10 protein-coding genes are annotated in these 11,942 nt (G+C 59.3%); 2 read left to right on the top strand and 8 right to left on the bottom strand.

What is annotated here, in order from left to right:
* Positions 1–67: 67 nt before the first annotated feature.
* Positions 68–1,006: an AraC family transcriptional regulator gene (locus G6L97_RS15565; protein WP_013761499.1), complete on the bottom strand. Its 939-nt coding sequence runs from the start codon at positions 1,004–1,006 to the stop codon at positions 68–70.
* A 182-nt stretch (positions 1,007–1,188) separates the two neighbouring features.
* Between G6L97_RS15565 and G6L97_RS15560 the strand changes: the two genes are divergently transcribed.
* On the top strand, positions 1,189–2,406 hold the full coding sequence (locus G6L97_RS15560) for an MFS transporter (protein ID WP_003510707.1): 1,218 nt from the start codon (positions 1,189–1,191) through the stop codon (positions 2,404–2,406).
* A gap of 127 nt (positions 2,407–2,533) precedes the next feature.
* On the opposite strand, the gene G6L97_RS15555 is transcribed toward G6L97_RS15560, so the two are convergent.
* From G6L97_RS15555 to ytfQ, 5 genes are all read right to left on the bottom strand, one after another.
* Positions 2,534–3,268: a FadR/GntR family transcriptional regulator gene (locus G6L97_RS15555; RefSeq protein WP_013761497.1), complete on the bottom strand. Its 735-nt coding sequence runs from the start codon at positions 3,266–3,268 to the stop codon at positions 2,534–2,536.
* A gap of 17 nt (positions 3,269–3,285) precedes the next feature.
* Positions 3,286–4,266: a galactofuranose ABC transporter, permease protein YjfF gene (gene yjfF / locus G6L97_RS15550; protein ID WP_081308475.1), complete on the bottom strand. Its 981-nt coding sequence runs from the start codon at positions 4,264–4,266 to the stop codon at positions 3,286–3,288.
* Positions 4,263–5,306: an ABC transporter permease gene (locus tag G6L97_RS15545; RefSeq protein WP_003510702.1), complete on the bottom strand. Its 1,044-nt coding sequence runs from the start codon at positions 5,304–5,306 to the stop codon at positions 4,263–4,265. The genes yjfF and G6L97_RS15545 overlap by 4 nt, the downstream gene beginning before the upstream one ends.
* Positions 5,306–6,829, bottom strand: coding sequence for a sugar ABC transporter ATP-binding protein (locus G6L97_RS15540; protein WP_035251439.1), 1,524 nt, complete (start codon positions 6,827–6,829; stop codon positions 5,306–5,308). Before G6L97_RS15540 ends, G6L97_RS15545 begins: the two co-directional genes overlap by 1 nt.
* 78 nt (positions 6,830–6,907) lie before the next feature.
* Complete coding sequence (gene ytfQ / locus G6L97_RS15535; RefSeq protein ID WP_003510698.1) at positions 6,908–7,867, bottom strand: galactofuranose ABC transporter, galactofuranose-binding protein YtfQ; 960 nt, start codon at positions 7,865–7,867, stop codon at positions 6,908–6,910.
* A 521-nt stretch (positions 7,868–8,388) separates the two neighbouring features.
* Here ytfQ and G6L97_RS15530 point away from each other — a divergent pair.
* Entirely contained in the window at positions 8,389–10,200 is a 1,812-nt protein-coding gene (locus G6L97_RS15530) for an IlvD/Edd family dehydratase (protein ID WP_003510695.1), read from the top strand.
* Positions 10,201–10,468: 268 nt separating this feature from the next.
* On the opposite strand, the gene G6L97_RS15525 is transcribed toward G6L97_RS15530, so the two are convergent.
* Together G6L97_RS15525 and G6L97_RS15520 are read right to left on the bottom strand one after the other, a co-directional pair.
* The gene (locus G6L97_RS15525; RefSeq protein ID WP_013761494.1) at positions 10,469–10,663 is read right to left on the bottom strand and encodes a hypothetical protein; all 195 of its coding nucleotides are present in this window, start codon (positions 10,661–10,663) and stop codon (positions 10,469–10,471) included.
* 158 nt (positions 10,664–10,821) lie between these two features.
* Positions 10,822–11,940: a pyridoxal-phosphate-dependent aminotransferase family protein gene (locus tag G6L97_RS15520; RefSeq protein WP_174003335.1), complete on the bottom strand. Its 1,119-nt coding sequence runs from the start codon at positions 11,938–11,940 to the stop codon at positions 10,822–10,824.
* Positions 11,941–11,942 lie beyond the last annotated feature (2 nt).

Raw genomic sequence — 11,942 nt, 5'->3', positions numbered from 1 at the left:
CGTAAAAACAAAGAGATAGAGCGCGTCCAAAGATTCTGTTTAAGCCGGACGTGCTCTAAGATGCGCTCTATGCCGCATCTTCCAGACCAGAGGTGTCCTTCCTGCGGAACTGGCTGGGCGGCGCGCCGATCACGCGTTTGAAGGCGCGGCTGAAGGATGCCTCGGAATCGTAGCCGAGCTTTTCCGCCGCCAACGTGACACGCATACCCTCGCGCAGCCACAGTCGCGCCTGATGCATGCGTATGCGAACGACATAACGGGCTGGGCTTTCACCCACCACACGGGTGAAGCGTTCTGCAAAACTCGAGCGGGATGCGCCCATCAGGGAGGCAAGCTCTTCCACGCTCCAGTCTTTCTCGGGGGTAAGGTGGATCGCTGCAAGCACCCGTCCGAGTTCGGGATTGCGTACGGCGGCAAGCCAGCCGCTGGAATCGCCGCAACCATATTCTACCCATGTGCGGATCAGTGTTGCCGTCAAGACATCGGCAAGCCGCGCCAGAATGCCACCGGCACCAACACGGTTCAGTTCCACTTCGCGCGCCATGGCTTCCAGGAGATGCGGAATGGCCGGATCGCTTTTGGCGAGATCGCTGGTCAGCATCACATCCGGCATCAGTTGCAAAAGCGGATGCAGATTATCCATGTTGAAACGCATCGAGGCGGTAAAGGCTACCGTGTCGCCGCCGGCACCGGCACATTCCATGTCGAAAATGCCCTGACATACTTCCTTTTTACCGAACCGGTCGAAGAGGGCGGGTGTCACATCCTCGCCGCTGCCCAGCACATGGGCGTGGCCACGGGGAAGAAGCACTGCATCGCCGCACGTAAGCGTCAGCCATTCTCCGGAAGGTTTGCGTAATTTTGCCTGGCCCACGCCAATAAAATGAAACCGCGCCGCCTCCTGCTCGGGAAAGGCCGTCGCCCAGGGCGTTGCCATGCGGCAGCGGCCATATTCCACGCCGTCAAGCCGCAGACCACGCAGCATTTCCGTCAGTGCATCATTCATGGCAACTCACAAATTCGGACGTTTGGTTAAGGAATGCGGATTTTTTAGCATGGAAACGCCGAGCTGTCACGCGTAGCTTACGACCATCGATTTGTGAGGCGACGCACCGGGCTCCCACCGGCTTCATCGTTTTGCCATTCCGTTTCAGGGCTCGTTCCCAGAATGCGCATCAGGAGATTTTCATGAATAACCGAACAATCAACGAACTTGAATATGCGCCACACAGACAAGAGCCGGATGCGAAGTGGGCGGCGGTGGTTTCGCTTTCGCTCGGTGTCTTCGGGCTGGTAACGGCGGAATTCCTGCCGGTCAGCCTTCTGACGCCACTGTCGACCGATCTTTCCATCAGCTCCGGCATTGCCGGCCAATCCATCACCGTCACGGCACTGGTCGCAGCGGTTGCCGGTCCCGGCGTCGTCATCGGCACGCGCAGCATTGATCGCCGGTGGACCCTGCTTGGCCTCACGACGTTGCTGATCATTTCCAGCACATTGGCCGCTTTTGCCAACGGTCTTTTCATGCTGTTTACATCGCGCGTTTTGCTCGGCATCGGCCTTGGCGGCTTTTGGGCCATGTCGGCGGCGCTGGCGCTAAGGCTTGTTCCGCTGGATAAGATGCCGCGCGCCATGGCCATCATCCTAACCGGCGTTTCGGTTGCCACCGTTTGCGCAGCCCCTGTCGGAGCGTGGATCGGCGCGACGCTTGGCTGGCGTGCGGCCTTTGCCGTCGCCGGCGTGCTGGGTGTCATCGCACTTGTCGTGCAGTTGCTCACCGTTCCCTCGCTGCCGCCGGCCGGTGCGCCCGGCCTGTCCACCATGTTCCGGCTATTGCAGCGCCCGCAGGTCAGGATCGGCCTTCTGACGACGCTATTCATCGTCGCGGGCCACTTCGCCGGCTTCACCTATGTTCGCCCCTTCCTCGAAGACGTGCCGCAGCTTGGCGTCGAAGCAATCTCGCTCGTTCTTCTGGCTTACGGCGTGGGCGGTTTTTTCGGTAATCTCTTCGGCGGCTTCCTCGCTGAGAAGAACACGGCATGGGCCGTGACGTTTGCCGCCACCCTGATTGCCGCATCCGCTTCCGTGCTGGTGATTGCCGGTGCATCTCCCGTTGTCGCTGGCTTTGCCATTGCCTCCTGGGGTTTCGCCTTCGGTGCGCTTCCTGTCAGCGTGCAGAGCTTCATCACCCGCGTCGCCTCAGACGAGGCCGAAAGTGCAGGCGCGTTGCTGCTCACCACCTTCCAGATCGCCATTTCCAGCGGCGCTGTTCTGGGCGGACTGCTGATCGACCTTCAGGGTGCGACGATGGTCTTCGTTTTCGTCAGCATTGCAGCACTCCTCGGCGCATCACTCATGGCATCGCGCCGTGGCGTGGTGCCGCAGATTGAAGCGTCGCAGGGGTAAGATACTTGCCGGAAGAAAAAGGGCCCGCATCCGTGCGGGTCCGAATTTTATGATGAAAAGCCACCCCCTCCGTCATGCCGGCATCAGGCCCGGGGTGACAGAAGGGATGTCGATAGGCTTTTCGCCTTCAAGGCGTCTTGATTGCCTTTCGCGTCCGGTCCTTGCCGACCTCGATTACATGGCGCATGGCTTTCACGGCGGCGTCCGCATCACGGGCGGCGATGGCGTGCACGATCCGCAGATGGTTTGCGGCGATCTCGGCGATGGTTCCGGGCGACGAGGCCGGGGATGAAAGCTGGAATGAGATCGCAAGGGCGGCCTCGATCAGCCCGCTTGCCGAACGCATGAACGGATTGCCTGACATGTGCGCCACGGCGAGGTGGAATTCGAGATCGACCTTGGCGATGGTTTCCGGGGTATGCTGCGGATTGTCGAATTTGGCGGCAATCACATAAAGGGAAACGATATCGTCATTCGATGCCTGAAGCGCGGCAGCTGCCGCCGCCGCCGGTTCGAGCGCGAGGCGGATTTCCGCCAGATGTGTAACGAATTCCTGGTCTATCCCGGCTTCGCAGCGCCAGCCCAGCACATCCGGGTCAAAGAAGTTCCAGCTCGAACGGTCGAGAACGCGGGTGCCGACCTTTGCCTTGGGTTCGACCAGCCGCTTGGCCGCCAGCGTCTTCATCGTCTCGCGCAACACGGTGCGCGAGACCCCGAAACGGAGCGACAGTTCGGCATCGTTAGGCAGCAGGGATCCTTCCGCGATCCTGCCCGAGACGATGGCGCTGCCGAGTTCGGAGACCACATGCGCGTGGCTGTTCCGGCGTTTTCGCCCGCTTATCGTCGTTTCGAGCAGCCCCAATAAAGCCTCCGTGTTGGTTATGCCGGATGTGGTCCGGCCAGTCTCCTGTTTGAATACCAGATGATTGCGCGCTGCAACACGATGAAGACAAAAAGCAGCACGCCAATAACGATTTTGGTCCACCAGGATGACAGGGTTCCGTCAAAAACGATGTAGGTCTGGATCAACCCCTGGATCAGCAGTCCGACGAAGGTGCCCGCCACCAGCCCCATTCCACCCGTCAGAAGCGTTCCGCCAATGACAACAGCTGCAATAGCGTCCAGCTCCACGCCCACGGTCGCCAAGGAATAACCCGATGAGGTGTAGAGCGTGTAGACGATGCCGGCGAGGCCGGACAGGAACCCGGAAAGTGCGTAGATGCCGATTGTCGTTGTACCGATCGGCACACCCATCAGTTCGGCCGATTGCGGGTTACCGCCAAGTGCGTAGACATTGGCGCCGAAGCGGGTGCGGCTGGCAATCAGCATGCCGGCGGCAAAGACGAGAAGCATGACAATAGCAAGTGCTGTCAGCCTGCCGCCGCCGGGAAAGCGGAAATAAAATCCCTGTATCGCATCGATGAAGGGATGCGAGATCGGTACGGATTGCGTCGAGATCAGATAGGCCGCGCCACGCGCCAGGAACATGCCCGCCAATGTCACCACGAATGGCGGGATCGACAGGAAGCGTATCATCGCCCCCATCATGCAGCCGAACAGCGTCGAGATCACGAGCACGATGGCGAAGGCCAGCAGCGGGTGAATATTATAGGTGCCGACCATGACAGCTACGAAAACGCTGGTGAAGGCGATGACGGAGCCGATGGACAGATCAATGCCACCCGACAGGATCACGAAAGTCATGCCAACGGCAGCGATGCCGAGAAAGGCATTGTCGGTCAATAGATTGCCGATCACCCGTGTCGACAGGATCGCCGGATATTGCAGCACGCAGAGAAGATAGGCGATGAGGAAGATCGTCAGTGTGGTGAGGAACGGAAGATTGCGGCTGTGGATCATCGCGCGGTACCTTCCTTGGTCATTCCGTTGGCGGTGGCCGGTTTTGCGTGTGGCTTTGGCGTTTTGACAAAGCCCAGAACCGCCATGATTGCCGGCGATTGCAGTGTCAGTACCACCATGATGATACCAGCCTTGATGATTAGGTTGAATTCCGGCGGGAAACCGGAGACCAGAATGCCGGTATTGATGGTCTGGATGATGAGCGCGCCGATCAGCGATGCGGTGATGGAGAAGCGGCCGCCATTCAGCGATGTACCACCGATCACCACCGCCAATATGGCGTCCAGTTCCAGCCACAGCCCGGCATTGTTGGCATCCGCGCCGCGAATGTCGGCGGTCACGATCATGCCGGCGATGGCCGCGCAGAGACCGGAAACGGCGTAGACGAAAAACAGCAGGAAGCGTGCCCGCACACCGGCAAGTGCCGCCGCGCGGCGATTGATGCCGGTTGCCTCAATCAGAAAGCCGAGCGCGCTCTTGCGCACCAGAAGGCCGATTACCAGCGCCGCCGCCAACCAGATGATGACGGGCAGGGGAATGCCGGCGAAGGAGCCGGAGCCGATGGCGGAAAAGCTGTCGTCGTTGAAGGTGAGAATGACACCTTCGGTGATGAGCTGGGCGATGCCGCGCCCCGCCACCATCAGGATCAGCGTGGCGATGATCGGCTGGATGTCGAGAAGGGCTACCAGCACCCCGTTCCACAGGCCGCAGGCAATGCCAACAGCAAGCGAGATGGCGATGACGGTTGGGATGGAATGGCCGTTGCTGATAAGTGTTGCCGCCACCGCGCCACAAATGGCGATAACAGCACCGATCGACAGATCGATGCCTTTGGTGGCGATCACCAGCGTCATGCCAATCGTCAGGAGCGCCACGGGTGCGGCACGCACGAGAATATCCATCAGACTGCCGTAAAGCCTGCCGTTCTGGAACGAAACATGCAGAAAGCCCGGCGAAACGATTGTAATCGCTGCCAGAATGACGAAGAGGGCGATCAGTTGGGGAGCAAGCCTTTTCAGGCGCCTTGTCACAGCCACCATCATGCCGCCTCCGTTCTGGCCGCATCCGCAATTGCCCGCATGATGTTGTCGGCCGTCACCTCGCCGCCCTTCAATTCGCTGACATGCCGGCGGTCGGACAGCACGACGACCCGGTGGGCAACGGCGGTCAGTTCTTCCAGTTCGGACGAGATGACGACGAGCGACATGCCCTCGGTGCAGAGTTTTTCGATCATTTTGAGGATTTCCGCATGGGCGCCGATATCGATACCACGGGTCGGCTCATCGAGGATCAGAAGCCGGGGATGGGTTGCAAGCCAGCGCGCCAGAATGGCTTTCTGCTGGTTGCCGCCGGACAGGAATTTTATCGGCCGGTCAGGATCGGCCGGGCGGATGTCCAGCGATTTGATGAAGCTTTCGGCCAGTTCCACCTTCTGCCGGCGCGAAAGCGGCCGCGCCCATCCCTGGCGGGCCTGGAGAGCCAGAGCAATATTGTCGGTCACGGAAAAGTCGCCGATGATACCGTCAGTCTTGCGCTCCTCCGGGCAGAAACCGAACCCGGCCGTGATTGCGGCTTCAGGCGAAGAAAGAGCGATGGTCTTTCCGTCTATCGTGGCCTTGCCGGTATCGGGCTTGTCGATGCCGAACAGCAGGAAAGCCGTTTCCGTTCGTCCCGACCCCAAAAGACCGGCGACGCCGACGATCTCTCCCGGACGAATGCCGAGGTCGAAGGGGGCGATGCTGCCGCGTTTGCCGTACCCCTCGAAACGGATCGGCGGTTCGCCCTCGGCAACCGTGTCGTCAGTGGCCTGATGCTCGTGGGTGATGTGCTGAAGCTCGCGACCAAGCATCATCGCAATGAGTTCGGACCTCGGCAGGTTGCCGATGTCGCGCGTGCCAACGAGGCGGCCGTTGCGCAGAACCGTCACCCGGTCGGCGATATCGTAGACCTGGTTTAGGAAGTGGGTGATTATGACGATGCCGATACCCCGCGCGCGCAAGTTCCGCAGCACACCGAACAGCATCTCGACCTCATGGGCATCGAGGCTGGCGGTCGGCTCGTCCAGCACCAGCACCTTGCCGGAAAGATCGACGGCGCGGGCAATGGCGATGATCTGGCGGATAGCCACGGAATAGCTGGAAAGCAGGGCGTTGACGTCGATCGAAAGCCCGTATTGGGACAGCAGCGCCTGCGATTGTCTCTGCATCGAGGCTCTGTCAATGAGCCCGAAGCGATGCGGTTGGCGGCCGAGAAAGAGGTTTTCGGCAACGGTCAGATTTTCGAGAAGGTTTACTTCCTGATAGACGGTGCCGATACCGAGGGCCTGCGCTTCGCCGACATTGGTGGGCGATATCTCGCTACCTTCCAGAAAGATGGAGCCGCTGTCGCGGTGGTAAACGCCGGTCAGTATCTTGATGAGTGTTGATTTCCCCGCGCCGTTTTCGCCGAGAAGCGCGTGAATTTCACCGCGCCCGAGCGAAAAATCGACGCCGTCCAGCGCCGTTATCCCGAGAAAGGATTTACCGATGGCGCGTGCTTCCAGAAGTGGTGCCGTTTCGGACATTGCGCAGGCCCTGCATGAAAGAAGCTGTGACGGAGCGGCACGCATGACATGCCGCTCCTTCCGAAGATAAGGGGTCTATTAGTAACCCAGACCCTTCTTCGCCTCGTAGACCTTCATCGGGTCGTCAGACGCTGTGTAGAGCTTGGATTCGGTCTGAATCCACTTCGCCGGTGCCTTTTTGTCTTTCAGATAGGCTTCGAGAGCGTCGAAGGCAGGACCGGCCATGTCAGGTGTCAGTTCCACCGTCGCATTGGCTTCACCGGCGGCCATGGCCTTGAAGATGTCAGGTACGGCATCGATGGACACGACCTTGATGTCGGATCCCGGCTTCAGGCCGGCTTCCTTGATCGCCTGGATCGCGCCGACGGCCATGTCGTCATTGTGAGCGTACACGGCACAGATATCCTTGCCGCCGCCTTCGGCCTTGATGAAGCTTTCCATCACTTCCTTGCCCTTGGTACGGGTGAAGTCACCCGTCTGTGAGCGCACGATCTTGATGTTCTTGTGCGAAGCGATGGCTTCTTCGAAGCCCTTTTTACGGTTGATGGCGGGCGAAGAGCCGGTCGTGCCCTGCAATTCGACAACCTTGCAGTCCTTCGCGCCGACATCCTTGACGAGCCAGTCGCCGGCAACCTTGCCTTCGTGAACCTGATCCGAGGTGACCGCGGTCAGGTAAAGATCATCCGGCGCTTCGATCTGGCGATCGAGCAGGATGACAGGAATTTTTTCTTCCTTTGCTTCCTTCAGCACGGCGTCCCAGCCGGTTGCGACGACAGGTGCGATCAGGATTGCATCGACGCCCTGCGCGATGAAGCCGCGAACGGCCTTGATCTGGTTTTCCTGCTTCTGCTGTGCGTCGGCGAATTTCAGCGTAACGCCGCGCTTTTCGGCCTGCTGCTTGGTGACAGTGGTTTCAGCGGCGCGCCATCCGGATTCGGAGCCGATCTGCGAGAAGCCGACGGTCAGCGATTGTGCGGAAACACTGGATGCAAGGCATGCGGAAACGGCGACAGTGATTGCCGCAAGAGCTTTTCTCATCTTATCCTCCCAGAAATGATGTCAGCGTGACGACGTCACTATGAGCATATAGTAATACTCTTGAAAAGGGGTTTTTTAGCGGATTTCCAATTCACGTCATGCCGATTTTATGGAGTTGCAGCATTAAACAGTTATAAATCAATGGCTTATTGTGTATATTCTAATTTCTGCGCCGCGCAAAACTCGCCCGTAATATCGTCTGATCCGGCTTGACAGGCCGCGCCGCTATCTAATAGTAATACAAATAAGCAAGTCAGGTCGTGACGGAATGTGGGGCCTCGGGGTCAGTTACAATCCGGCAAGGCAGGGAGGGAAGAGGCCATTGCGCAACGTCGGTATGGTCGTAAACACCGAAAAATATTCGGCTAAAGCTGAAGAACGGCTCCAGGTCACTCGTCTGGCGCTCGTCTGTCGGTTATGCGTGCTTCCGAGAAGCTGATTCCATTTTCCTTGCGCACAACATAAGCTTGTCGCATTTCGTAATATTTTACCGTTGGCCACTTCCGGCTGGAGACCGCATCATGACCAAATCCGACAATCTGCCCGCAACCCAAGGCAAGCTTCGTTCGCGCGCGTGGTTCGATAACCCCGCAAACGCTGATATGACCGCGCTTTATCTCGAGCGTTACATGAACTTCGGTCTCAGCCAGGCCGAGCTTCAGTCCGATCGCCCTATCATCGGCATCGCGCAGACCGGCTCGGACCTTTCGCCCTGCAATCGCCACCATCTGGAGCTGGCGCATCGCCTGCGCGAAGGCATTCGTGAAGCGGGCGGCATTGCCATTGAATTTCCGGTGCATCCGATCCAGGAAACCGGCAAGCGCCCGACGGCGGGTCTCGATCGCAACCTCGCCTATCTCGGCCTCGTGGAAGTGCTTTACGGCTATCCGCTCGACGGCGTTGTTCTGACCATCGGCTGCGACAAGACCACGCCTGCCTGTCTTATGGCGGCGGCCACCGTCAACATTCCGGCCATCGCTCTTTCCGTCGGCCCCATGCTGAACGGCTGGTTCCGTGGCGAGCGCACCGGTTCCGGCACCATCGTCTGGAAAGCGCGTGAACTGCTGGCCAAGGGCGAAATCGATTATCAGGGCTTCGTCAAGCTCGTCGCTTCTTCCGCACCTTCCACCGGCTATTGCAACACCATGGGCACGGCGACGACGATGAACTCGCTTGCCGAAGCACTCGGCATGCAGCTGCCCGGCTCGGCCGCCATTCCGGCGCCTTACCGCGACCGTCAGGAAATCTCCTATCTCACCGGCCTTCGCATCGTCGAAATGGTCAAGGAAGACCTTAAGCCTTCCGACATCATGACCAAGGATGCCTTCATCAACGCCATCCGCGTCAACTCGGCCATCGGTGGCTCCACCAACGCGCCGATCCATCTGAACGGCCTAGCACGCCATGTCGGCGTTGAACTGACGGTCGATGACTGGCAGACCTACGGTGAAGACGTGCCGCTGCTCGTCAACCTGCAGCCGGCCGGTGAATATCTCGGCGAGGATTATTACCATGCCGGCGGCGTTCCGGCTGTCGTCAACCAGCTGATGACCCAGGGGCTCATCATGGAAGACGCCATGACCGTGAATGGCAAAACCATCGGCGACAATTGCCGTGGTGCCATCATCGAAGACGAAAAGGTCATCCGTCCCTATGACCAGCCGCTCAAGGAGCGCGCCGGTTTCCGTGTTCTGCGCGGCAACCTGTTCTCCTCTGCCATCATGAAGACGAGCGTGATCTCGGAAGAATTCCGCAAGCGTTATCTCTCGAACCCGAACGACCCGGAAGCCTTCGAAGGCCGTGCCGTGGTGTTCGACGGTCCGGAAGATTACCATCACCGCATCGACGATCCGTCGCTGAAGATCGACGCCAACACCGTTCTCTTCATGCGCGGTGCCGGTCCGATCGGTTATCCGGGTGCGGCAGAAGTGGTGAACATGCGTGCGCCTGACTATCTCTTGAAGGAAGGCGTCAATTCGCTGCCCTGCATCGGTGACGGCCGCCAGTCCGGCACGTCTGGCAGCCCGTCCATCCTCAACGCTTCTCCGGAAGCAGCGGCAGGCGGTGGTCTGGCCATCTTGCAGACGGGTGACCGCGTTCGTATCGATGTGGGTCGTGGTAAGGCCGACATCCTGATTTCCGGCGAGGAACTGGCCAAGCGTTACGAAACGCTCTCCGCCGAGGGCGGCTTCAAGTACCCCGATCACCAGACGCCATGGCAGGAAATCCAGCGCGGCATCGTCAGCCAAATGGAAACCGGCGCGGTTCTGGAACCGGCCGTGAAGTATCAGCGCATTGCGCAAACCAAGGGTCTGCCGCGCGACAACCACTAAGGCAGGGCCGTTTACGGCTCTTTGATGGAAAGGGCTTTGCCCTTTCCATCGTCATGCCCGGGCTTTGTCCAGAGCATCTGCAAATATTTGATTGTTCGAGATTTTGTAAATCCTCGGGTCAAGCCCGAGGATGACGTTGCATGTTTAAAGTGTACGTCACGGATCGACTGTTTCACCGTGTTTAAGGCTACGCTGAACACATGTCGGCTCAAGGCCGCAGGACGGGAAAACGACGTTTCAACCGCCCCGTCAGCCTGCGCTTAAAAAATCAAATCACAGGATAAAGCGACCAGAAGAACAGTTCGTATTCCTGATCACGGTCGTCATCGTTGGACTGGTCGTCCGGTCTGCGTGGCGTCCTGTCCTGCAAATCCTTCTCGACCCGCTCGTTTATGGCGGGCGTTCTTCGGCCGATGCCAAAGAGGTCAAAGGAGAGCATGTTGAACCCTGCTACCATGGCCATTTCCCTTCTTCACGCGAGTTAACAGTGCGTTAAGTTTCGCGCGTTGCCATGATTTCGTCAAGATTGACCAAGGAATTTGTCTACCATTTTTAACAACAATGGCGTGACTGACGTTCCGCCAGCACCCGATTTCGCGCAACGAACGTTTATCGGCGCTGTCAGAGACCCTTCGAGGAGGTGCCGGAATAGCTTTTTTCGGCCGCTTCCAGCGCGGAATCGGTATCTGCGGCATGGCCGAGGCTTCTCAGGGCGCTTGAAACAGCGGTGATATTGGCTTGCACCGAATCCTGGTTGGCGCGCCGGCCGGTGTGATTGAGCCTTATCAGCCGTTCCGCACCGGGACCGACACCGCCCGAGACATCCGCACCTTGCTCCCTGGACGCAGCCGCCAGAAATGCGCCGGCATCCACCGTGTCCGGCAAGATCGCTGTCGAAACCAGAGCAGACGCGTCAGTCTCCTCCACCCACGTCGACATGCCAAGGGCCCTGATGCCGTTACGAGTAGCTGTCGCCGCTCGTTCGTGGCGTTCATTGGCGGATGCCAGACCCTCTGCCTCTATCCGGTCGAGCGCCGCCTCCAGCGCATAGAATTCCAGCGGCGCAGGTGTTCCCGGGAGCGCGCCGCGGCCGGTATCGAGCCAGAGTTTCTTCTGGTCGAGAAGTGAAAGCATGGAGTTCTCAGGTGCATTGCCATGTGAAAGAAGTTTCCAGGCACTTTCGCTGACGGAGATGGCGGATAAGCCCGCCGGGCCTGCCAGCGCCTTTTGCGGGCCGATGACCGCAATATCTATGCCGAGCTGGTCAACCTCGAAGGCATGGCCGCCGATGGAAGCGACGGCATCGACGACCGTGACGACGTCTCTGTCTTTGGCGAGCGCGGCAATGGCGGGCAGGGGGTTGAGAATGCCGCTTGCGGATTCCGCGTGCACGATAGCGAGAAGATCAAAACCTGGCCCTTCGTCCAGCGCTCTCTCGACCTCGTGAAGTGATATCGGCTTTGCCGGAGCGGTGGTCAGGTTGCGAACCGTTGCGCCGCCACGCTCCAGCCAGCCCCCAAACCACGCGCCATAGGGACTAGTGACGATATTGAGCGTTCTCAGACCAGGCCGCGCGAGGCTGGTGGCCGCGGCTTCAAGCGCAAGCACTGCTTCCGCCTGTACCAGAAGCACATCGTTATTCGTGCCCATCAGCGCCGCCAGCCGGTCGGCGAGAGCGGCGTAACGGTCTGCTGGAAAGGCGGGCGGGTCGAGCAGCAATGCGTAATCCGGGGCGGGCATGT

The organism is Agrobacterium tumefaciens, assembly GCF_013318015.2.
In the GTDB taxonomy this organism is placed as follows: Bacteria; Pseudomonadota; Alphaproteobacteria; order Rhizobiales; family Rhizobiaceae; genus Agrobacterium; species Agrobacterium tumefaciens.
The sequence above is the reverse complement of the archived record's forward strand: the minus strand, read 5'-3'. Positions and strand labels throughout refer to the sequence as shown.

Bases quoted from the DNA above. Each gene is read 5' to 3' on its own strand.
- G6L97_RS15525 (WP_013761494.1), bottom strand. From the start codon at position 10,663: ATGGCCATGGTAGCAGGGTTCAACATGCTCTCCTTTGACCTCTTTGGC.
- G6L97_RS15560 (WP_003510707.1), top strand. From the start codon at position 1,189: ATGAATAACCGAACAATCAACGAACTTGAATATGCGCCACACAGACAA.
- G6L97_RS15565 (WP_013761499.1), bottom strand. From the start codon at position 1,006: ATGAATGATGCACTGACGGAAATGCTGCGTGGTCTGCGGCTTGACGGC.
- ytfQ (WP_003510698.1), bottom strand. From the start codon at position 7,867: ATGAGAAAAGCTCTTGCGGCAATCACTGTCGCCGTTTCCGCATGCCTT.
- G6L97_RS15530 (WP_003510695.1), top strand. From the start codon at position 8,389: ATGACCAAATCCGACAATCTGCCCGCAACCCAAGGCAAGCTTCGTTCG.
- G6L97_RS15540 (WP_035251439.1), bottom strand. From the start codon at position 6,829: ATGTCCGAAACGGCACCACTTCTGGAAGCACGCGCCATCGGTAAATCC.
- G6L97_RS15545 (WP_003510702.1), bottom strand. From the start codon at position 5,306: ATGGTGGCTGTGACAAGGCGCCTGAAAAGGCTTGCTCCCCAACTGATC.
- G6L97_RS15520 (WP_174003335.1), bottom strand. From the start codon at position 11,940: ATGCCCGCCCCGGATTACGCATTGCTGCTCGACCCGCCCGCCTTTCCA.
- yjfF (WP_081308475.1), bottom strand. From the start codon at position 4,266: ATGATCCACAGCCGCAATCTTCCGTTCCTCACCACACTGACGATCTTC.